We start from the raw sequence: 22,005 nt of genomic DNA on the forward strand, positions 1-22,005 counted from the left end.
CAACTTACTATTTCGCGTCACCTCTGCGAATGCCAGCTATCGCGAGTGCAGGGCAACGTAGTTTACCTTGAGAAACTAGCTCAATATTGAAACTTGGTGAAATATGTGGTGCTCTTCCACCAAACGGAGAAAAAATATGAAAAGACTACACTTAGTTGCATTATTGGTCGGGGGATTGTTTTTTTCCACCAACCACGCCTCAGCAACGACTGATCAACAAGCTATTGCTGCGAAACACATGCAGATGATCGACAGTTATTTTGAAAACTGCAGGGGCAGGTGCCTGGAACAAGTGCTGAAATCTTTTCAGATCAAGTTTGAAAAAATCAACGAATTCAATAGGAAGCAATATAGAGATCGCGCCTTTAAAGCGCTTGAAAAATTCTCCGCCCGCCATTATGAGCCAGATTATCAATATACACTTTCCAGGTCACGTCGTTTTGGTGAGTATGATTTCCAAAACCAGAGATTTCCCTGGGATCAATTTTTCACCGGATTTGAGATGTCAGCCACTGCAAACACTGGCGATCAATTTGGCGACCCCGCGTTCAACTCTCCATTTGGTTTAGACAACTCAGACCGATACCTATTTAACATGGCAAACTGCTCCATCTTGGGTGCAGGGATTGAGCTTTCTCCATCCGACGCAGAAAAACTCCTTAATCGACTAGACAGAAGAGAAGTTGAGATATCCGCCAAAATCCGTCTCGTGAAGTTTGTAAAACGTGAAGGAATGGCGCAGGTCGGTGATCCACGCTGGGTCACATACTCTGGCTTCCTAACCTCCTATAAGATTATAGCAGGGAAGAACATCAAGGGTGAGGATGTTGTTTTGGCGCGATGGAAAATGGAGCCAGCTATCCAAGAGGATTTTGCAGTGAAGGTCGCAAATGGTCATATGGATCAGGGATGCTGAAATACCAGTGAAGCTGATGAACGGAAGTGCTGATTTATTTTTGTCTTTCTCTTGAATGCAGAAGGAGTTTCTATCTCAATGCAGCCATTGGCGAAGTCGCAAATTCGGTCGGCTCCATCCGCTCAGCGACCTCCCTGATGCAAAAACACCCTCGCAGAAAACTGCGAGGGTGTTTTGAATCTTATCGCCTGTCGCATCGAGTCACGTGTGAGACTTTGCAACAGGTCAGGTGGCTGGCGATCAGTCGCGCAGCAGGTCGTTGATCGAGGTTTTCGAGCGGGTCTTGGCGTCCACGCGTTTCACGATGACCGCGCAATACAGGCTGACCCCGTTCTTCGAGGGCATCGAGCCCGACACGACGACCGAGCCTGCGGGCACTTCGCCGTACATGACTTCGCCGGTTTCGCGGTCCACGATCTTGGTCGACTGGCCGATATAGACGCCCATGCCCAGAACCGAGCCTTCGCGGACGATACAGCCTTCGACGACCTCGGAACGCGCGCCGATAAAGCAGTTGTCCTCGATGATGGTCGGGCCAGCCTGCATGGGCTCCAGCACGCCGCCGATGCCAACGCCACCCGACAGGTGCACGTTTTTCCCGATCTGTGCGCAGCTGCCGACGGTGGCCCAGGTGTCGACCATGGTGCCTTCGTCAACGAAAGCGCCCAGGTTCACGAAGGACGGCATCAGCACCACGCCGGGCGCGATATAGGCGGATTTGCGAACCACAGCGTTGGGTACCGCGCGGAAACCCGCGGCGCCAAATTCGTCTGCACCCCAGCCTTTGAACTTGCTGTCGACCTTGTCCCACCAGGTGCCGTCCTGCGGGCCACCGGTCTGGATTTCCATGTCCTTGATACGGAATCCCAGCAGCACGGCCTTTTTCGCCCACTGGTTCACATGCCAGTCGCCGTTGTCCAGCTTTTCAGCCACACGCAGCTTGCCCGAATCCAGCGCGTTCAGCGTGGCTTCGATGGCGTCGCGGGTTTCGCCAGTGGTGGCGGGGGTGATGGTGTCGCGCGCGTCCCACGCGGCTTCGATGGCTGTTTCCAGCTGAGCATTCGACATGGAGGTCTCCTCAAAGGCCAATTCACGTTGGGATATGGCTATAAGGCCCCGGCTGAGTGCGCGCAATGCGGCAATGCCCAGATAGGGTCAACCTTGGTCGGAAAATGGATCAGGGGCGATATTGCCACCGCAGATCAAAACCGCCACTCGTTCGCCCGGATCGGGCTGATAGGCCCCCGAGGTCAAGGCCGCCAGCGCCGTAGCCCCCGCCGGTTCGACCAGTTGGCGCGCCTGTCGCCACAGAGCCTTTTGCGCCTTTGCGATGGCCTCGTCGCTGACCAGAACCGACTGAACACCCACCTCCTGCGCCAACCCGTAACATATCTGTCCGATCTTGCGCGCCCCCAGCGAGTTCGCGGCAATACCCGAGACCTCGACCTCGGTGTCAGGCCCTTTGACCAGCGCGGCGTTCAGTGTCGGGGCGTTTTCAGGCTCTACCGCCACGATCTTGCGACGCCCCTGTAGCCAGGCCAGCGCACCACCGATCAGGCCACCGCCCCCCACGGCGATCAGCACCGTGTCGGCCTGCAATCCCTGCTCTTCCCACTCCTGCATCACGGTGCCCTGTCCCTGCACCGTACCGGGCGCGTCATAGGCGTAAATCTGCATCGCGCCGGTTTCGGCCTCATAGACTTTGGCCCTTTCCAGCGCATTGGCATAGGCGCCGGGCACCACGACCAGATCCGCGCCCTGGTCCCGGATCAGCGCGATTTTGGCCGGCCCCGCGATTTCAGGAACATAGATGCGCGCACGGTGCCCAAGGCGCGCCGCCGCAAAGGCCACGGCCGCCCCGTGATTCCCCCCGAAGCTGCCACAATCCCCGCGCCAGGCACCTCTTGGCTAAGCAGCGTATTGAACGCGCCACGCGCTTTAAAACTGCCGGAATGCTGCATGTGTTCGAGCTTCAATTCCACTGGATAGGGCAGCCCCAACCCCTCATGCGTCAGCACAGGCGTGCGCACCACATAGGGTGCGATCAGCGCCCTCGCGCCTTCGATATCAGTTTTCCAGGTCATGGTTGCCTCTGATGCTGGTCAGTGTAGGGTCGACGCTATACGATTGATAGTAAGGTGAAAATCAGGAAAGGCCAGCCATGACCACAGAACGTCACAGCGCGTTTCGCGATGCCCATACCGACCGCACAACCGCGCGCGAGGTGCCGGACACGCCGCAGACCCGTGCCCCGGCCTATAAGCTGGCCTTTGACGACCTGAGCTTTATGTGTCGGGACGAACTGCGCCCTGTGCGCCTGCAACTGGAATTGCTAAAACCCGAACTGATGCTGGAAGAATACGGCGTCGACAGCACTGTGGTTCTGTTCGGTGGGGCTCGTGTTCCGGCGCCAGAAAACAAGGATAAGGCGCGCACCCAAACACTGACCGATCTGTCGAAATACTACGAAGAAGCGCGCAAATTCGCCTATCTGGTCACCGAGGAAGGGCTGAAAGAAGACCGCCATGAAAACATCATCTGTACAGGCGGTGGCCCCGGCGTGATGGAGGCTGGAAACCTTGGCGCAGAACAGGCGGGCGGGATCTCGATCGGGCTGAACATTGTGCTGCCGCATGAACAGGCCCCGAACGAATATGTAACGCCGGACCTGTGCTTTAACTTCCACTATTTCGCGATCCGCAAGATGCATTTCCTGATGCGGGCCAATGCGATCTGCGTCTTTCCGGGCGGGTTTGGCACCCTGGACGAGATGTTTGAATCCCTGACTTTGATCCAGACGGGCCGGATGAAACGCGTGCCCTTCCTGCTGTTCGGACAAGCGTTCTGGGAAAAGATCATCAACTGGGAGGCCCTGGCGGACGCGGGCACGATCAGCCCGGATGATCTGGCGCTGTTCCGCTATGTCGAAACCGCCGAAGAGGCGTTCGAGGCCCTGCACAACTGGGACGGTGCGGGCCAGAAACGAGATGTGATTCCGGGTCGGTAACGCCGCTCAGTGCAGCAGTTCAGCCGGAACCGGGCAGATTTCCTGCTGACGCAGGTTTGCGATGACCTCGCCATGGTCGGTGTCCATGACCTTGTAGCCATAGCCTTTCAGGCGGAATTTCCATTCGCGCACGGACACGGATTTTTCACGCTCGGCGCGGATCAGTTCCAGAACCGAGTTGGTCAGGTCGGGGGTGATGACTTCGATTTTCTGCATTGGACTGCCTCCAGTTTAACTTGTTACTGGAAACAGTCTGTTGCCGGACTAAGGCCGAAAATGCCCCGGATTGGGGCAATTCTGTGAAAATACGAAACAATTCAGGAGGTGCGCGGTTATTGTTGCGCCAGACCCGCCTCGGCCTCGATCTGTTTGCGGGATTTGCGGGCGCGTTCGGTGGCCGATTTCAGCTGACCACAGGCCGCCATGATATCCTCGCCGCGCGGGGTGCGGATCGGGCTGGCATAGCCGGCCTTATAGATGATGTCGGCAAATTTCTCGATCCGCGACCAATCAGACCGCTGATAAGGTGAGCCAGGCCATTCGTTGAACGGGATCAGGTTGATCTTGGCCGGAATGCCCTTGATCAGTTTGACCAGACGGCGGGCATCTTCGTCGCTGTCATTCACGTCCTTCAGCATCACGTATTCAAAGGTGATACGTTCGCTGTTCGACAGTTTGGGATAGGCGCGCAGGGCGTCCAGCAGTTCCTTAATGTTCCAGCGCTTGTTGATTGGCACCAGCTTATCGCGCACCTCGTCGGTGGTCGCATGGAAGCTGACGGCCAGCAAACAGCCGATTTCCTCGGCGCATTTGGCAATCTCGGGCACAACGCCGCTGGTCGACAACGTAATCCGGCGGCGGCTTAGGCTGATCCCCTCGCCATCCATCGCGATCTTCATCGCGTCGCGCACGTTGTCAAAGTTATACAGCGGCTCGCCCATGCCCATCAGCACGATGTTCGACAGCAACCGAGGGCCGGATTCCCCGGTGCCCACGCCAGGCTGAGGCCATTCGCCCAGATCGTCGCGCGCCATCATGATCTGGCCGACAATCTCGCCCGAGGTCAGGTTCCGCACCAGTTTCTGCGTGCCCGTATGACAGAACGAACAGGTCAGCGTACAGCCCACCTGCGAGTCTGACACACAGCGTACCACGATCAGTTTCGGGGATATAGACCACCTCGACCTCGTGCCCGCCAGCAATGCGCACCAGATATTTGCGGGTGCCGTCCATGCTGACCTGTTTTGACACCATTTCAGGGATTTCGATCACGAAATTCTCGGCCAGCTGCGCACGGTACGCCTTGGCCAGGTTGGTCATCGCATCAAAATCGCGCACGCCCCACTGATAGATCCACTGCCAGATCTGGTTCACCCGCATCTTCACCTGCTTTTCGGGCGTACCGATGGACAGCAGCGCCTCGCGCAGCTGATCACGGGTGAGACCGACAAGGTTCACCGGGCCCTCGGGGGCCTTGCGGGGAATGGTCATTACGTCCTGTGTGATCGGAGCCTGGGCCGACATCGCGCTATTCCTTTTTCGGGATGAGCCGGGGTCATACAGGATTCGGCGGTAAATGCCAAAACATATGTTTCAAACGCCCAAAGCCCCCGCAACCGGGGGCCGCCTGTCTGTCCTCACAAGGGATTACTTGCAGCGTTTCGAGGCTTCGTCCAAAGCGGCCGTAAAGCCCAGCAGCGAAAACGTGTCCTTGGTTTGGGTGCCGCGCGCCGAACGCGCCGTCAAAACCGCGCCTTTACCGCGCTTCATGGCCGCGATGATCTTGGCATCCGCATCCGAGGATTCAGACCAGGCCCATTCGCCCTCGCTTGTCAGCGCGTATTTTTCGCCGTCCACTTCCAGCGTCACCGGAACGCCAGAGGCAAAGGGATAGCCACCCGTAAAGGTGATCTGCCCCGACACACCCGCCGCCGGGCGATAAAAGGCCATCAACAAAATATCGCTGCGGCGCACGGCCACAACGCGACCATCCTTGGTGTTGACGGTTTCCTTGGGGGCGGACACGGCCCAGCATTCCTTGGGGTCCTTGTCTTCAAAAACGCTCCAAGCGGTCTTCACCGCAACCTGATTTTCGCTGGACTCCTGCGCCCAAACGCCCGTCGCGGCCAGGGCCAACATGGCGCCAGCGATGCCTCGCACAAAAGGTGATCCCATTCTTCCAGCCTCCAAGCTGTAGATGCCTCAATTTAATGATCGGCCGCCATTTGTTTTGGTTGTGACTGACGGGCCGACTGTCTCGACCCGCCTACATTAACGCGAAAGACCCGGGTCGTGAAAGCCCCTTGGCGGAAAATCGCACAGAGTTGATCCACCCCTCAAAACGAATCCCCCCGCGCCTTTCTTTGCTCCGAAAATACTCACATCGCACCGCCTGCCGCACGCGCAGGATTTGGGTATTTTTGCCAAGAAAAAGCCGAAAGGACGTCTCACAGATACGCGGCGAAGGCGTCCAGCACCCGCGTGTAGACGTCGCGTTTGAAGGGCACGATATTGTCCACCAGATCCGAGGGCGCCATCCAGCGCCATTTTGAGAACTCGGGATGCTCTGTCTCGATGTTCACATCCGCATCCGTGCCGGTAAAGCGCAGCAAGAACCATTTCTGTTCCTGACCACGATAGCGGCCTTTCCAGATGCGGGGGACCAGGTCATGGGGCAGATCATAGGGTAGCCAGTCCTCGGTCTCGGCGGCGATGTCGACCAGGCGCGCAGGCACGCCGGTTTCTTCCTCCAGTTCACGCAAGGCAGCGTCGCGGGGGCTTTCGCCCTTGTCAATTCCGCCCTGAGGCATTTGCCAGGCGGGGCCGGGATTATCCAGGCGTTGGCCCACAAAGACATGGCCGTCTGCATTCATCAGCATCACGCCCACGTTCTGACGGTAGGGCAGTTTGGCGATTTCCTCGGGCGTCATGGTCAGTCTTTCGTGTCGATGGCCGACAGGCCCTTGAGCAGATCCAGAGCATAGGCCAGCTGGAAATCGTCCTCGCGCAGTTGGGCGGCAGCTTCGGCCTTGGCGCGTTCTTCTTCGATCTGCTTGATCTCGTCTTCGGTCAGGCTGTCATTGGACAGGGTGCCGCGCAGATCAGCCTCGGAGCGCGAGTTGCGGTTGGTTGCGGACTTGTCCTCTTCGTTCACGCGACGGCGGGGCTGTTCCACCACGATATCCGGCGAGACGCCCAGATTTTGGATCGAGCGCCCCGACGGCGTGTAGTACCGCGCGGTGGTCAGGCGCATACCGCCATCGCCGCGCAGGGGCATCACGGTTTGGACCGAGCCTTTGCCGAAGCTTTTGGTCCCGACAACGATGGCACGGTGATGGTCTTGCAATGCGCCGGACACAATCTCTGACGCCGAGGCCGAGCCGCCGTTGATCAGCACCACGATGGGTTTGCCCTCGATCATGTCGCCGGGGGTCGCGTTGAAGCGTTCCCCCTGTTCCGGGTCGCGCCCGCGGGTCGAGACGATCTCGCCGCTTTCCAGGAAGGCATCAGACAGCTGGATCGCCTGCGTCAGTAGCCCGCCGGGGTTGTTGCGCAGGTCCAGAACGATGCCGTTGACCTGATCCAGGCCGCCCAGTTCTTCGATCGCTTTGGTCAGGCCGTCCTGCACATTGGGGAAGGTCTGCTGGTTGAAGGTGGTGACACGCACCACGACCGAGCTGCCCTCGATCCGGGCGCGTGCAGCGGTCAGCTTGATGGTGTCGCGAATGATCGAGATATCGAAGGGCTCGGGCTCGCCTTCGCGCACGACGGTGATGATGATCTCGCTGCCGACGGGGCCACGCATCAGTTCCACGGCTTCGTCCAGCGTCAGGCCCAGCAGGCTTTCGCCATCGACATGGGTGATGAAGTCGCCGGTTTCCACGCCAGCCGCCTGCGCCGGGGTGCCGTCCATCGGGGTGACAACCCGGACAAAGCCCTCTTCCTGCGTGACCTCGATCCCCAGTCCGCCGAATTCACCGCGGGTTTGCATGCGCATGTCGGCCGCATCCTGCGGGGGCAGATAGCTGGAGTGCGGGTCCAAAGAGGTCAGCATCCCGTTGATTGCGGCCTCGATCAGCTTCTTCTCGTCGACTTCTTCGACATACTGAGCGCGAATGCGTTCGAAGATATCACCGAACAGGTCCAGCTGTTCGTAGACATTGGTCTTTTGTGCGCTTTCCTGCGCCAGCAACGGGCCGGCCACCTGCGTGGTCACCAGAACACCTGCCAGCGTGCCGCAGACCGCAGCCATGACGAACTTCTTCATGGGTTTCTTTTCCTCTTCATTGCGAACCACTCGGCGGGATCCACCGGCACGTTGTCCTGTCTGACCTCTATATAGAGCGTTTCTGTCGCCTCAGTTCCAGCCCCATCGCTCGTCTGTGACAGAATTGCGCCGGCTTCGGCTTCTTGCCCACCCATCAGACCCACGGGGCTGCCGCCCGGCAGAACCTGACCAGCGGCACCGTAGACGGTTTCCAGCCCTGCGAAAACGAACAACAGGCCTGATTGGGGCTCAAGGATCATCACGTTGCCGTAATCCAGCAACGGCCCAAGGTATCGGATCGTCGCGGCAGTGGGCGTGGTGACAAGCGCGCGCGGCCGCGTGGCCAGCACAACACCGGGGCGGGCGATTCCTGCGGCATCTTCTTCGTAGGCGTCCAGCAACATGCGGCCGGGCACGGGCAGGGGCAGTTCACCCTTGCGGTGGCTGATATCGGGCAGACCGCCTTCGGCCTCGTCGTCCGCAATGTCATAGAGCCCACTGGCGAACCCTTCGAGCGTTTCCGTCGACGAGATCAGAATTGCGGTTTTCACCGGGTCTTCGTTGAAACGCCGGGGCAAGTCGGTGCGATCAGCCAGCGCCTGAGACAGTTCCGCCCGAGCACGCTGCACCCCGTCCAGCCCACGCCGCAGCGTGTCTGCCGCGCTTTCCTGCAACAGGCGCAGGGTGCGGACCTCGTCCAGTTTGGCGCGCAGCTCGGCGGCTTTGGCGTTCAGCGCGGGCGTCACATCGGCCAGCAGCATCCCTGCCCGCGCCGTGCCTGTCGGCCCGTCCGGGTGGATCATCGCCACTGGGGCGGGGGCCGCGCTGATGCCTTGCAACACGCCCAACAGCTGAGCGATCTCGGCCTCTCGGAGCTGCAATTCCTGGGTCAACCGGGCCTGGCGCAAGGCGGCCTGACGCAGCCCGTCGCGCATGGCCTCCAGCCCGTCTTCGTAGGCTTTCAGCGTCACCGTCAGAGCCTTGACCCGGTCGCGCGCCGATTTGGCCTTGGCCAATGAACCTGCGGCCTCTTCCAAGGCTTTTGCCGCCGCCCGCGCCGCCGTGGCCGGATCGGTCGTCGCCCCAAGCGTCAGGGGCCACAGGCAAAGCGCCAGGATTGCCGCGAACCGGATCATTCCAGCAGGCTTTTCCCGGTCATTTCAGCGGGTTGTTCCAGCCCCATCAGGGCCAGCAGGCTGGGGGCCAGATCGGCCAGACGGCCTCCGCTGCGCAATTGCGCGCCTTCGGGACCGCCGACCAGAATCACCGGCACCGGGTTGGTGGTATGCGCAGTGTGCGGCCCGCCGGTCACCGGATCGACCATGGTTTCGCAGTTGCCGTGATCGGCTGTTACGATCATCGCGCCGCCGACCTTTTCCAGGGCGGCAACCACGCGGGTCAGACCCTGATCCACGGCCTCGCACGCGGCCATCGCGGCCTTCAGATCGCCGGTATGGCCAACCATATCCGGGTTGGCATAGTTGGTGACGATCAGGTCATATCCGGCCTCGATCGCCTTGACGAATTCATCCGTCACCTCGCCCGCGCTCATTTCAGGTTGCAGATCATAGGTCGCCACCTTGGGCGAGGCCGCCATGTAGCGGTCTTCGCCCTCTTCGGGATCTTCCTTGCCGCCGTTCAGAAAGAAGGTCACATGCGGGTATTTTTCGGTCTCGGCCAGGTGGAACTGAGTCTTGCCCTGCTTGGCGACCCATTCGCCCAGCGTGTTGACGATGTCACGCGGCGGGAACACGGTTTGCATATAGGCGTTATGCCCTTCGGAATATTCGACCATCCCCAGAAGCGCCGCCCAATCCGGGCGCGCGCCGGTGTCGAAGGCATCAAAGCCAGGCTCGGCCACGGCCCGCAGAATCTCGCGCGCCCGGTCCGCACGGAAATTCAGGCAGAAGAACCCGTCACCATCCTTGGCACCCGCATAGTCGCCAATCACCGTTGCGGTGATGAACTCGTCGCTTTCTTCCCGCTGATAGGCCGCATCAACAGCCGCATGGGCGCTGGCCGATTTGCCACCGTTGCCGTGGATCATGGCCTCGTAGGCCTCGCCCACGCGTTCCCAGCGATTGTCGCGATCCATCGCGTAATAGCGCCCGGTCACGGTGCCGACCGAGGCGTTCTCCGGCAGGGCGGCGGTGAGGTCTTCGAAATAGGTAAAGGCCGATTTGGGCGCCACATCGCGCCCGTCGGTCACCGCATGCAGCACCACCGGCACCCCGGCCGCAGCAACGGCCTGGATCGCGGCAATGATATGGGTCAGGTGGCCATGTACACCGCCATCTGACACCAAGCCCATCAGATGCGCCGTTCCGCCCGAGGCCTTCATCCGGTCGATGAAGGCAACCAGCGCGTCGTTGGTTTGAAACGAGCCCTCTTCGATTGCCAAGTCGATCTGCCCCAGGTCCATCGCCACCACGCGGCCCGCACCAATATTGGTGTGCCCGACCTCGGAGTTCCCCATCTGCCCTGTCGGCAGGCCGACGTCGCGACCATGGGTGATCAGAGTGTTGTTGGGACAGGTCTGCATCAACCGGTCAAAGGTGGGTGTCTGCGCCTGATAGGGGGCGTTATGTTCGGTTTCCGGGGACAGGCCCCAGCCATCCAGAATGCACAAAACAACGGGTTTGGGTGTAGTCATGTCTTTGGGGCTCCGTCTGGGTGCCAGGTCATTTGCCCTGCTTCTACCTGCTTCGCGCGTCGGGGTGAACCTCTCAAACCACTTATGAGGCGGTCTGGGCGGAAATGCCCCGTATACCGGCAAGCGCCGCGCGTTTGGCAGGCTGTGTGCAGGAGTATTTGCAGAGCAAAGAAAGGTGAAGGTCAGGCGCGGTGATAGGGGCTGCCGGCCAGGATCGAGGCGGCGCGATAGAGCTGTTCGCACAGCATGGCGCGGGCCAGCATATGTGGCCAGACCATCTTGCCCAAGGAAATCGAGAAATCTGCCTTGGCGCGCAGGGATGGGTCAATGCCATCCGCACCGCCGATCACAAAGGCCAAATCGGCGCGTCCGGCATCGCGCCATTTGGCCAGTTTTTGTGAGAATTCGGGTGAGCTGAGGAGTGATCCGCGCTCGTCCATGGTGCAGATGACGGCGCCTTTGGGGATTGCACGTTCCAGCTGGGTGGCCTCGGCTGGCATGCCGCCACCTTTCTTGTCCTCGACCTCGTGAATCTTCGCAGGGCCGAGGCCAAGACTCCGACCCGTGCGATCAAACCTGGTCAGGTAGTCATCAATCAGCGCACGTTCGGGCCCGGCGCGCAGCCGGCCCACCGCGCAAATATGAACACGCATCAGCTGTCGGCGGGGGTGGCCCCGGCGGGCATCCACATCTTTTCGATCTGGTAGAACTCGCGCACTTCCGGGCGGAAGACATGCACGATCACGTCGCCAGTGTCTATCAGAACCCAGTCACCCGCATCCTTGCCCTCGACCTTGGAAACACGACCGAAGTCATGTTTGACCCGCTCGACCAGCTTTTCGGAAATTGCAGCAACCTGACGCGAGGACCGCCCCGAGCAGATCACCATATAATCGCCAATCGAGGTTTTCCCGCGCAGATCGATCTGCACGATGTCTTCGGCTTTGTCGTCTTCAAGAGATGAGAGAATGCGTGCAAGCAGCGCTTCGCTGGTTGCGTCAGTCGCAGGTGCCGTCATGACAGCCCCCGCATCCGCGGCATCTGCCGCGCTGAAGTTAAGAGACAGGACATTGTCCTCCTTGCATCATGCGCCGCCAAAGTCCCGGCGCTGGACGTGTTCAGGCTAGCACCGCATATGTAAAATCTCAACGAACTGTTCAAGACCTCGCCGGTGCCTGTGGCGCATTCGTCCCAATTTCAGGCAGACATTCGCCCCAGGCGCCAATCCCGAGGAAGCGGCCAAAGGCCGATGACGAGATATCCAGCGCGCGCGACAGCGCGCTCAATCTTGTAACAGTTTGACCTCGCGCTGCGGGAAGGGGATTGATACGCCATGCGCCTGGAAGGCGTCCCACAGGGCCAGATAGACATTCCCACGAATATTGGTCAGCCCCCCCGTTGGGTCCTCGATCCAGAACCTCAGAATATAGTCCACGCTGGAATTGCCGAAATTCACGATGTGACAGACCGGCGGCTTGAAGCTCAGCACGCGATCCACGCTCTTGGCCGCATCGATGGCGATCTGGCGCACCTTGTGAGGATCGTCGTGATAGGCGGTGCCAAAAAAGATATCCAGCCGCACATATTCATTCGAGTGCGACCAGTTCACCACCTGACCGGTGATCAGGTCTTCGTTCGGGATCAAGTATTCCTTGCCGTCCCGCGTCACAACGCTGACATAGCGCGCACCCAGAGAGTTGATCCAGCCAAAGGTTTCCCCCAACGAGATCACGTCCCCAGGCTTAATCGACTTGTCCAGCAGGATGATGATGCCCGACACTAGGTTCGAGACCACTTTTTGCAGGCCAAAGCCCAAACCAACGCCGATCGCGCCCGACAGAACCGCCAACCCTGTCAGATCCACGCCTACGGCGCGCAGGCCAGCAAAGAACGCCACCCCATACAGAAGCACCTGCAAGAACTTGATGGCCAGCACCTGCATCGAGGGGCTTATGTCCGGGTTTTTCCGGATGGTTGTTGCCGCAGACGTTGAAACAAAGCGTGCGCCTGCCATCAGAACCGCCAGTGCTGCGATGGCCTGGATCATCAACCAGACAGAGATCCGGGTCTCGCCCAGATGCAGCGCCAGACCGTCCAGCAAAGTCTGGGCCTCGCTTGTCAGGTTCAGGATCGACAACGTCACCCAAATCCAACCGGCATATCGGATCACGGCCCTGAGGAAGCCGTTGGCAATCAGCCGTGTGGCAATTGCGATTACAAGCCATGCAAAGGCGAGTTGCCCGATAATCCCCAGCAAATAGGATCGCGATGGCCAGGTCAGCTCGCGCATGATCCAAACCGTGGGCCATATGGTCATCACAAAAAAGATCAGCCGCATCCGACGATGGATCAGCACCAGGAAACGCATCCGCCACATCGGCCAGCCTTCGCGATGTCGCATCCAGTTCTGGAACCGCGGCGCCAAAAGGCGCGTCAGCAAATGGGCGGTGACCACCAGCCCCAGAATGATCAGAACCTGATAGGCATTCCAGGGGCGCAGTAGCCCGGTCAGAAATTTCTCGGCTTCCGCGACCAGGTCCAGGACCAGTTCTTCGGATGTCTGGGGGGGTGGTGGGGTGGTTTCGGTTTCCTCCATACGGGCATCGTGGCACGCGTATGGCCCGACGGGCAAGCCCCGAGGGGCTAAGCCCCCCTTGATAAAATCTGCACAAAAGAGTATCTGCCCCTGCATGACACGGATTTTTGACATGGATGACCGCGCGCGCCTGCCCTGGCGGTTCTTTGGCGCGACGCTGACTGTTCTGGCCCGCCTATAAGGCGCGCCCATCCCTGTCACACCCTGAACACACCTGAAGACAATCCACGGGAGAGGACCATGACCGCCCCGAAGACACTCTATGATAAAATCTGGGATGCCCACGTCGCCCACGAAGCTGACGATGGCACCTGCCTGCTGTATATCGACCGCCACCTGGTGCACGAAGTGACCAGCCCTCAGGCGTTCGAAGGCCTGCGTATGGCCGGCCGCAAAGTGCACGCGCCGGAAAAAACCATCGCTGTGCCCGATCACAACGTGCCCACCACCGCGGGCCGCGAAGACCCCAGCCAGATGACCGAGGAATTGCGCATCCAGGTCGAGGCGCTGGACAAGAACGCCAAGGAATTCGGCGTGCACTACTACCCCGTGTCCGACGTCCGTCAGGGCATCGTGCACATCGTCGGCCCTGAACAGGGCTGGACCCTGCCCGGCATGACCGTTGTGTGCGGCGACAGCCACACCGCGACCCACGGCGCATTCGGTGCGCTGGCCCACGGCATTGGTACTTCTGAGGTCGAGCACGTTCTGGCCACCCAGACGCTGATCCAGAAGAAGTCCAAGAACATGAAGGTCGAAATCACCGGCAAACTGAAGCCCGGTGTAACCGCCAAGGACATCACCCTGGCCGTGATCGGTGAAACCGGCACGGGCGGCGGCACAGGCTATGTCATCGAATATTGCGGCGAAGCGATCCGCGATCTGTCGATGGAAGGCCGCATGACCGTCTGCAACATGGCCATCGAAGGCGGCGCGCGCGCTGGCCTGATCGCGCCGGACGAAACCACCTTTGAATACGTCAAGGGCCGTCCCCACGCGCCCAAGGCCGGTCTGTTCGAGCAGGCTCTGGAATACTGGAAAACGCTCTACACCGACGAAGGCGCGCATTTCGACAAGGTCGTCACCCTGCGCGGCGAAGACATCGAGCCCGTCGTCACCTGGGGCACCTCGCCCGAGGATGTTCTGCCGATCTCGGCCGTCGTGCCCAGCCCCTCGGATTTCGAAGGCGGCAAGGTCGAAGCGGCTGCTCGCTCGCTGGAATATATGGGCCTGACCCCCGGTCAGAAACTGTCGGACATTGAAATCGACACCGTGTTCATCGGGTCCTGCACCAACGGCCGGATCGAGGACATGCGCGCCGTGGCCGAAGTCGTCAAAGGCAAAAAGATCAAGGACGGCATGCGTGCCATGATCGTGCCTGGCTCGGGTCTGGTCCGCGCACAAGCCGAAGAGGAAGGCCTGGCCGATATCTTCAAAGAGGCCGGTTTCGAGTGGCGCCTTGCGGGCTGTTCCATGTGCCTGGCGATGAACCCCGACCAGCTGTCCGAGAACGAGCGCTGCGCCTCGACCTCGAACCGCAACTTCGAGGGGCGTCAGGGGTATAAGGGCCGCACCCACCTGGTGTCCCCTGCCATGGCCGCCGCTGCCGCATTGACCGGCAAGCTGACCGACGTTCGCGAGCTGATGTAAGGAGCCAGCACAATGGAAAAGTATCAAAAACTGCTGGGCATCGCCGCCCCCATGCCGCTGGTGAATATCGACACCGACATGATCATCCCCAAGGTGTTCCTGAAGTCGATTCAGCGCACCGGTTTCGGTGTGAACCTGTTCGACGAGATGCGCTATAACCGCGACGGCACTGAAATCCCCGATTTCGTGCTGAACAAACCGCAATACCGTGACGCAGAGATCCTGATCGCCGGCGACAACTTCGGCTGTGGCTCGTCGCGCGAGCACGCCCCCTGGGCGATCGCTGATTTCGGCATCAAGTGCATCGTGTCGACCTCGTTCGCCGACATCTTCTTTAACAACTGCTTCAAGAACGGCATCCTGCCGATCGTCCTGCCGCAAGAACAGGTCGACATCCTGATGGCCGACGCGGAAAAGGGGGCCAACGCCCGCATGACCGTCGATCTGGAAGCGCAAGAGATCACCACCTCGGACGGTGTTGCGATCTCGTTCGAAGTGGATGCGTTCAAGAAGCACTGCCTGCTGAACGGCCTGGATGACATCGGTCTGACCATGGAGAAGGCCGACTCGATCAAAACCTTCGAAGCAGAAATGTCTGCCGCACGCCCCTGGGTGTAAGCAGCCGCGCAAAGCGAAGCAAAGGCCGTTCCGTTTGGGGCGGCCTTTGTGTTTTGGAGAGGTGCCCACAAAGGTTAACACCCTGATGTCTTTGTGGAAAATCCGCCAAAAGCGGTCAGGCAATTGGTGGCTGTCTAGAGGGCAAACACAACATCTTGCGATAGTGAGCAGGTTTGGTGGCGCCCTGTCAGTGGCTTGATGCATTCTCGCACCACATCCGCCACGTTTTCGCCGTAATCCTTGGTTTTTACTGCACTATCTCTTGTCTCGGCAGATGAAAGAAGGCAACATTTGGGCAATAATGAGGCATACCGCCCAAATTGGCGGGATCAAGTTGGACACAGGGCACGGCAACGTATCGCGCTCGGCCAGTTTGAAGGGATCGAGCAGTGATCGAACGATTTGCAGGCGCAGTTTTGCGCGCGTTACTTATGGCGTTGCTGGTGGCGACGCCCTCGGTGTTTTTGCCGGGCACGATGAATGACTCGACGGCGCTGGTGCTGATCCTGGCCATGGTCGTCGCGATCCTGACCTTCCTTGAATACAACAGCGAATTCCCCAGCGTGGTCGAATTCCGATATGCGCCCCCCTTCAACCGGTTGCGGTTTGGCGCGGTACTGCTGCTGGTGCTGATTCTCAGCGTGATCGCCCGCGGCAAGGTTTACCCGTCCGAGCTTAGCCAGGCCCTGACAGCCTTGGGCACGTTGCTGGGGAACACGATTGATTTCCCTTATTCTCCGGTCCGGCTGGTCGTGCTCATGATGCCGATCAACGCTCCAAAAGAGCTGATCGCAGATGTGCGGATCGCGGCGGGGCTGTCCTATTTTATCTCGCTGGTCACGATGTTCGTGTTCCTGATCCATGTGCGTTTTATGGGCTGGCCCGCGCGCAACGGAGCCTTCAATGTCTGGGTGAACCTGCCAATGTTTGACCCCACGGTGGGCGATGCGCTGTCGCGGCTCTATCGTGATGCGCGCATTAACATTGCATTAGGATTTGTGCTGCCATTCTTGATTCCTGCCTTGGTAAAGCTGGCGTCGACCCTGATTGACCCGGTCACCCTGGCGCATTCGCAGACCTTGATTTGGACAATGACCGCATGGGCCCTGTTGCCAGCTTCGATGATCATGAGAGGGATCGCCATCGGCCGCGTCGCCGATATGATCGAAGAAAAGCGCCGCCGCGCCTATGCCGAGGCCGAGCAGGATATGCAGGCCGTCTGATTGCTCTGCTTCTGGCGCTGCTGGCCTGGCCGGCCTGGGCCGAGCCGATCCGTCTGGCCACTTATAACACCGAATTGTCGCGCGACGGGCCGGGGCTTTTGTTGCGCGATATTTTGCGAGGCGATCCCCAGCTTCAGGCCATTGCGCGGGTGATTGCGCGCGCGGCCCCCGATGTGCTTCTGCTGCAGGACGTGGATTACGACCACGCGCTCGAGGCTGCCAAGGCATTGCAAACACGGATAGCGGATCAGGGGCATGCATTCTCGCATGTCTTTGCCTTCGCTCCGAATACCGGTGTCCCCACCGGGTTCGACCTGAACCAAGACAGGCGTAAGCATGGCCCTGAGGATGCTCATGGCTATGGTCAGTTCGCGGGCCAGGGCGGGCTGTTGCTGATGTCGCGCTTTGCGATCTCCGAGGCCACGGATTTATCGGGGCAAGTGTGGAGCGATCTCGTAGACCCAGAGCCAATCCAGGCCGTCTGGGGCCCGGGGGCGTCGGTGTTGCGGCTGGCCTCGGTCGGGCACTGGGTGTTGAAGGTTAACGCGCCCGAACTGCCCCTGACCGTCGTTGGGTTTCATGCCACCCCACCCGTCTTCGATGGTCCCGAGGATCGCAATGGCCTGCGCAATGCCCATCAGTTGAATGCCATTACCGACGGAATTAGCTCCCTGCCCGGTCCCTTCGTGCTGCTGGGCGATGCCAACAATGACCCTCAAAAAGGAGAGGGTCGCAAGCCTGCGATCAACGCGCTGCTGGGTCATTCAAGGATACAAGACCCGTTGCGCAGAGAACCCACCGTGGACTGGCGCAAACTGGGTCTGGGCTGGATGCGGGTGGATTATGTTCTGCCATCGCGTGATCTGAAGGTCATCGCGGCCGGGGTCGAGATGTCTGCCCCCGCCGCCAAAGCCAGCCGCCATCGGCTTGTCTGGGTGGATGTCGAACCGCCCTAGCGGAGGGGCCTGGTGGCCACATCCAGAGCCTCTTGTATCGGTGTTGCTTTGAAATCCGGCAGCTGCTGTTCGAATTTCTCGCCGCTCAGCGCATGGGGCAGCGACCACAGATATCGCATTTCGAACAGGTGTTTCGCCATCGGCATAAACGGGCGCGCCAGATGCAGCGGCAACCACGACATTTTGCGCAACCTCACGGGGCGACCGATCGATTTAGCGATCGCCTTGGCCATCTGATTTCCGCTGAGCGTATAGCCGGGAAAAGGGATGTCCTCGAACCGAGCTAGTGCCTGGCGTTTTTCGGCCAGCAACACCACAGCACGGGCCAGATCGGGCAAATAGGCCCAGGCATGGGGCGCGTCAGGCGCACCAGGAAACGAGATTCGTCCCTTTTTCAGAGGCTTGGCGATGATCTGGTCGAACCAGTTGCCGGACGCCTTGGTATCCAGATAGTCCCCGGCGCGCAGGAGGATGGTTTTGACGCCCTCGCGACGATAGGACTCTTCCATGTCGCGCCGGATCAGAGCCAACGGGTTTTCCGCCAGATGCGGTGTGTTTTCGGACCATGGGCTGGGGGCCTGAGGACCAAAGACATAGACATTTCCAGGCAGGATAACCGTGGCGTCATTGTCCAATGCGGCCTTGCGAATCTGGGCGTGCAGGCCGGGCACTTGCGTCGCCCAGTGGTGATATTGTGGGTTCCAGCCAGCGACGATCACGTCCGCACCATTGGCGGCGTTCGCAAGATCATCGGTTTTGCGGTCAAAGCGGCGCACGGACCAGCCCGCTTGGGCAAAAGCATCAGCAGTGTTGCGGCCAAAACGGCCAGTGGCGCCAAGGATCAGGACAGTGTTGGGCATGGGATACTCTCCGGTTTGGGTTGCGTTGATGTGAACTTAGGCGTCGCATTGGTGAATGGGTATTGCGAAAAAACGTCATATAGGTATTCATTTGTGAATGGCTTTGACACCTCATCCCGATTGGTCCCTGATGCAATCCTTCCTGTCCGTGGCCGAAGGCGGGTCGCTTTCGGCAGCCGCGCGCCTGACGGGTCAAAGCCAACCCACGCTGGGCCGTCAGATCAGACAGCTGGAGCAAGATCTGGACAGTGTGCTGTTCACGCGTCACGCCCGTGGTTTGGACCTGACCGAGGAAGGCCACGCCATTCTGGCAGCCGCGCGTCAGATGCGCGACGCGATGAAACAGATTGAACTGACCGTCGCCGGTCGGGAAAGCAACCTGCGGGGAACTGTGCGGGTAACGGCCTCGGAAATCGTCTCGCAGCACCTGCTGCCGCCGATCATTGCGCAGCTCCGGGCTGACTATCCGATGATCCAGATTGATCTGATCGCGACAGATGACACCGAAAATCTGCTGTTTCGCGAGGCAGATGTCGCCGTGCGCATGTATCGCCCCGAACAGCTGGATATCGTGACACGCCACCTTGGCGATATCCAGATCAGCGTGTGCGCGGCCACCGCCTATTTGGATCACCATGGCCGGCCCCTTTGCCTGGAGGACCTGAGCCAGCACACGCTGATCGGCTATGATCAAAGCGAGCTGATCCTGCAGGGCATGCGGGCGTTGGGCATCACGGCCACGCGCGATTGGTTTGCGGTCCGCTGTGACGATCAAAATGCGTATTGGCAACTGCTGCGCGCGGGCTGTGGCATAGGCTTTAGCCAGAAGATTCTGATCGAGCGCGCACCCGAGGTAGAGCCCCTGGACCTTGGCATTCCGATTCCCCCATTGCCGGTCTGGCTGGCTGCACCGCAGGCCACGCGCCGCACTCCGCGGGTTTCCGTGGTCTGGGAGGCGCTGGAAAAGGGCCTTTTGCCCTTCGTTTCTTGACCCTTCGGCCTGCAGGCGATAGGCGAAGTCCAACGGATTTCTACGAAGGACAGCAACAATGACCAACCCCTCGCTTTTGATTTGCCTGGTGACGGCATCGGCCCCGAAGTCATGGCCGAAGTGCGCAAGGTAATCGACTGGTTCGGCGCCAAGCGTGACCTGACCATCGACGTCCAAGAGGGTCTGGTCGGTGGCGCCAGCTATGACGCGCATGGCACCCCGCTGACCGACGAAACCATGGAACTGGCCCAGTCGGTTGACGCCGTTCTGCTGGGCGCCGTGGGTGGCCCGAAATACGACGATCTGGACTTCAGCGTGAAGCCCGAGCGCGGCCTGCTGCGTCTGCGCAAGGAAATGGACCTGTACTCGAACCTGCGCCCCGCGCAGTGCTTTGACGCACTGGCCGATTTCTCGTCGTTGAAAAAGGACGTGGTCGCCGGTCTGGACATCATGATCGTACGCGAGCTGACCTCGGGCATCTACTTTGGCGAGCCCCGCGGCATCATCGAAGAAGGCAACGAGCGTGTGGGCATCAATACCCAGCGCTACACCGAAAGCGAAATCGCCCGCGTTGCGCGTTCGGCGTTTGAACTGGCCCGCAAGCGTGGCAACAAGGTCTGCTCGATGGAGAAGGCCAACGTGATGGAATCGGGTATCCTGTGGCGCGACGTCGTCACCGAGGTGCACCAGGCCGAATATTCCGATGTAGAACTGTCGCACATGTATGCCGACGCCGGCGCGATGCAGCTGTGCCGCTGGCCCAAGCAGTTTGACGTGATCGTCACCGACAACCTGTTCGGCGATCTGCTGTCGGATGCGGCCGCGATGCTGACCGGCTCGCTGGGCATGCTGCCCTCGGCGTCCTTGGGTGCGCCCATGGCCAACGGTCGCCCCAAGGCGATGTACGAACCCGTGCACGGCTCGGCCCCCGATATTGCCGGTCAGGGCAAGGCCAACCCGATCGCCTGTATCCTGTCCTTCGCGATGGCGCTGCGCTACTCGTACGACCAAGGCGCCGAGGCCGACCGCTTGGAGGCCGCGATCGAAACCGTTCTGGCCCAGGGCGCGCGCACCGGTGATCTGCTGGGCCCCGAAGGCGGCACCCCGATCAGCACCAGCGAAATGGGCGACGCCATCGTCGGCGCGCTGGACGCAAGCCTGTAAGCCATTTGCAACGTTGCTTGAAAGCCCGGCTTCGGCCGGGCTTTTTTTGTTTGGAAACCGCAGCGATCAGCGTAAGCTGTTTGCGTTAACACGCCGAGCCGGAGGCCGACATGACCGGGCCAAACACCCAAGGCGCCTTGCTGGCCCTGCTGTCCTTTGCGATCTTTTCATCGCACGACGTCGTCGTGCGTGTTCTGGGCGGGACCTACTCGCCGGTGCAACTGCTGTTCTTTACCTCTTTGATGTCCTTTCCGCTGGTCACGATCATGCTGGTCAGTGACAAGACCCCCGGCCATTTGCGCCCGGTTTTCCCTTGGTGGATGGCGCTGCGATCGGTCTCCATGGCGTTGGTCAGCCTGTGTGCGTTCTATGCGTTCTCGGTCCTCTCGATGGCGCAGACCTATGCGATTCTCTTCGCCAGCCCCTTGCTGATCACCCTGCTGGCCATCCCGATCCTGGGCGAAAAAGTGGGCTTTCACCGTGGTTTAGCGGTTCTGGTCGGCCTGGTTGGGGTGATTGTGGTGCTGCGCCCCGGGGCTGAACCTTTGGGCCTGGGGCATCTGGCGGCGCTGCTGGCCGCTCTGTTCAATGCCATCCAGTCGATCATCGCCCGCCGCATCGGCGCCCAAGAGCGCAGCGTGGCCATGATGCTGTACCCCCTGGCGGCCACATTCGTGATGATGGGGGCGATGCTGGCCTTCGTCTATAAACCCATGCCCCTGCAAGACCTTGCCGGGATGGCGGTTGTTGCGGTCATGGGCTTCATCGCCGCGTTCTGTCTGGTCGCCGCATATGTGCGCGCCGAAGCAGCCATGGTAGCCCCAATGCAATATTCTCAGATCATCTGGGCCGCTGTTTTCGGATACGTCCTGTTCGACGAGCTGATCGATGGCACCACCATCCTCGGCGCCAGCATCATTATCGCAAGCGGCCTGTATATCGTGCTGCGTGAAGCGGTCGGAGGCCAATCTGACAACACGCCTGTGCTGCGCACCCGGACACGCGGCTTCTCACCCGGGGCATTCCGCATTTCCGTTGTTTTGCGACGAAAATCTTGACCCAAGGGCTTGCCATCAGGACCGGAACAGCGTACGACGCCCGCCA

19 protein-coding genes and 3 pseudogenes are annotated in these 22,005 nt (G+C 60.1%); 9 read left to right on the top strand and 13 right to left on the bottom strand.

The features are described 5' to 3' along the window. The first annotated feature begins 136 nt into the window (after positions 1–136). On the top strand, positions 137–916 hold the full coding sequence (locus ACXADQ_RS05105) for a hypothetical protein (protein WP_475316195.1): 780 nt from the start codon (positions 137–139) through the stop codon (positions 914–916). 240 nt (positions 917–1,156) lie between these two features. On the opposite strand, the gene dapD is transcribed toward ACXADQ_RS05105, so the two are convergent. Both dapD and ACXADQ_RS05115 read right to left on the bottom strand, forming a co-directional pair. Next, on the bottom strand, positions 1,157–1,984 hold the full coding sequence (dapD, locus tag ACXADQ_RS05110) for a 2,3,4,5-tetrahydropyridine-2,6-dicarboxylate N-succinyltransferase (protein ID WP_475316196.1): 828 nt from the start codon (positions 1,982–1,984) through the stop codon (positions 1,157–1,159). Between the two features lie 87 nt (positions 1,985–2,071). Next, positions 2,072–3,000 (bottom strand): annotated as a pseudogene (locus tag ACXADQ_RS05115) (threonine/serine dehydratase). Between the two features lie 77 nt (positions 3,001–3,077). On the opposite strand from ACXADQ_RS05115, the gene ACXADQ_RS05120 reads away from it, so the two are divergent. Next, positions 3,078–3,923, top strand: coding sequence for an LOG family protein (locus ACXADQ_RS05120; RefSeq protein ID WP_475316199.1), 846 nt, complete (start codon positions 3,078–3,080; stop codon positions 3,921–3,923). Positions 3,924–3,929: 6 nt separating this feature from the next. Here the strand turns inward: ACXADQ_RS05120 and ACXADQ_RS05125 are convergent, their stop codons facing one another. The 10 genes and pseudogenes from ACXADQ_RS05125 to ACXADQ_RS05170 all read right to left on the bottom strand — a co-directional run bounded on the left by ACXADQ_RS05125 (position 3,930) and on the right by ACXADQ_RS05170 (position 13,439). Further along, positions 3,930–4,139, bottom strand: coding sequence for a hypothetical protein (locus ACXADQ_RS05125; RefSeq protein WP_475316202.1), 210 nt, complete (start codon positions 4,137–4,139; stop codon positions 3,930–3,932). A gap of 116 nt (positions 4,140–4,255) precedes the next feature. Further along, positions 4,256–5,447, bottom strand: a pseudogene (gene rlmN / locus ACXADQ_RS05130) (dual-specificity RNA methyltransferase RlmN). 123 nt (positions 5,448–5,570) lie between these two features. Further along, on the bottom strand, positions 5,571–6,098 hold the full coding sequence (locus ACXADQ_RS05135) for an invasion associated locus B family protein (protein WP_475316204.1): 528 nt from the start codon (positions 6,096–6,098) through the stop codon (positions 5,571–5,573). Positions 6,099–6,370: 272 nt separating this feature from the next. Continuing rightward, positions 6,371–6,853, bottom strand: a complete 483-nt coding sequence (locus ACXADQ_RS05140; RefSeq protein ID WP_475316206.1) for an RNA pyrophosphohydrolase — start codon at positions 6,851–6,853, stop codon at positions 6,371–6,373. 2 nt (positions 6,854–6,855) lie between these two features. Next, positions 6,856–8,190, bottom strand: a complete 1,335-nt coding sequence (locus ACXADQ_RS05145; protein WP_475316209.1) for a S41 family peptidase — start codon at positions 8,188–8,190, stop codon at positions 6,856–6,858. Then, positions 8,187–9,326 carry a murein hydrolase activator EnvC family protein gene (locus tag ACXADQ_RS05150; protein WP_475316210.1) on the bottom strand — a complete coding sequence of 380 codons (1,140 nt, stop codon included), beginning with the start codon at positions 9,324–9,326 and terminating at the stop codon, positions 8,187–8,189. The genes ACXADQ_RS05145 and ACXADQ_RS05150 overlap by 4 nt, the downstream gene beginning before the upstream one ends. After that, positions 9,323–10,843, bottom strand: a complete 1,521-nt coding sequence (gene gpmI, locus ACXADQ_RS05155; RefSeq protein ID WP_475316211.1) for a 2,3-bisphosphoglycerate-independent phosphoglycerate mutase — start codon at positions 10,841–10,843, stop codon at positions 9,323–9,325. Before gpmI ends, ACXADQ_RS05150 begins: the two co-directional genes overlap by 4 nt. A gap of 182 nt (positions 10,844–11,025) precedes the next feature. Beyond that, positions 11,026–11,496, bottom strand: a complete 471-nt coding sequence (gene rlmH, locus ACXADQ_RS05160) for a 23S rRNA (pseudouridine(1915)-N(3))-methyltransferase RlmH (protein ID WP_475316216.1) — start codon at positions 11,494–11,496, stop codon at positions 11,026–11,028. Continuing rightward, positions 11,496–11,861, bottom strand: coding sequence for a ribosome silencing factor (gene rsfS / locus ACXADQ_RS05165; RefSeq protein WP_475316221.1), 366 nt, complete (start codon positions 11,859–11,861; stop codon positions 11,496–11,498). Before rsfS ends, rlmH begins: the two co-directional genes overlap by 1 nt. Positions 11,862–12,125: 264 nt before the next feature. Then, positions 12,126–13,439 (bottom strand): mechanosensitive ion channel family protein, encoded by a 1,314-nt coding sequence (locus ACXADQ_RS05170; protein ID WP_475316224.1) that lies wholly within the window; start codon positions 13,437–13,439, stop codon positions 12,126–12,128. Between the two features lie 240 nt (positions 13,440–13,679). On the opposite strand from ACXADQ_RS05170, the gene leuC reads away from it, so the two are divergent. The 4 genes from leuC (at position 13,680) to ACXADQ_RS05190 (ending at position 17,886) form a co-directional block, all read left to right on the top strand. After that, a complete protein-coding gene (gene leuC, locus ACXADQ_RS05175) occupies positions 13,680–15,089 on the top strand; it encodes a 3-isopropylmalate dehydratase large subunit (protein WP_475316225.1) in 1,410 nt (469 codons plus the stop codon). 12 nt (positions 15,090–15,101) lie between these two features. Next, on the top strand, positions 15,102–15,707 hold the full coding sequence (gene leuD, locus ACXADQ_RS05180; protein WP_475316227.1) for a 3-isopropylmalate dehydratase small subunit: 606 nt from the start codon (positions 15,102–15,104) through the stop codon (positions 15,705–15,707). A gap of 389 nt (positions 15,708–16,096) precedes the next feature. Next, positions 16,097–16,930, top strand: a complete 834-nt coding sequence (locus ACXADQ_RS05185) for a hypothetical protein (protein ID WP_475316228.1) — start codon at positions 16,097–16,099, stop codon at positions 16,928–16,930. A 101-nt stretch (positions 16,931–17,031) separates the two neighbouring features. Continuing rightward, positions 17,032–17,886 carry an endonuclease/exonuclease/phosphatase family protein gene (locus tag ACXADQ_RS05190; protein WP_475316231.1) on the top strand — a complete coding sequence of 285 codons (855 nt, stop codon included), beginning with the start codon at positions 17,032–17,034 and terminating at the stop codon, positions 17,884–17,886. On the opposite strand, the gene ACXADQ_RS05195 is transcribed toward ACXADQ_RS05190, so the two are convergent. Further along, positions 17,883–18,746, bottom strand: a complete 864-nt coding sequence (locus ACXADQ_RS05195) for a Rossmann-fold NAD(P)-binding domain-containing protein (RefSeq protein ID WP_475316233.1) — start codon at positions 18,744–18,746, stop codon at positions 17,883–17,885. The genes ACXADQ_RS05190 and ACXADQ_RS05195 overlap by 4 nt on opposite strands. A gap of 97 nt (positions 18,747–18,843) precedes the next feature. Between ACXADQ_RS05195 and ACXADQ_RS05200 the strand changes: the two genes are divergently transcribed. The 3 genes and pseudogenes from ACXADQ_RS05200 to ACXADQ_RS05210 all read left to right on the top strand — a co-directional run bounded on the left by ACXADQ_RS05200 (position 18,844) and on the right by ACXADQ_RS05210 (position 21,959). After that, on the top strand, positions 18,844–19,737 hold the full coding sequence (locus tag ACXADQ_RS05200; RefSeq protein ID WP_475316236.1) for a LysR family transcriptional regulator: 894 nt from the start codon (positions 18,844–18,846) through the stop codon (positions 19,735–19,737). Between the two features lie 58 nt (positions 19,738–19,795). Beyond that, positions 19,796–20,901 (top strand): annotated as a pseudogene (gene leuB / locus ACXADQ_RS05205) (3-isopropylmalate dehydrogenase). A 110-nt stretch (positions 20,902–21,011) separates the two neighbouring features. Then, on the top strand, positions 21,012–21,959 hold the full coding sequence (locus ACXADQ_RS05210; RefSeq protein WP_475316239.1) for a DMT family transporter: 948 nt from the start codon (positions 21,012–21,014) through the stop codon (positions 21,957–21,959). Positions 21,960–22,005: the final 46 nt, after the last annotated feature.

The sequence above is a fragment of the Thalassovita sp. ABM4_323 genome, assembly GCF_056158665.1.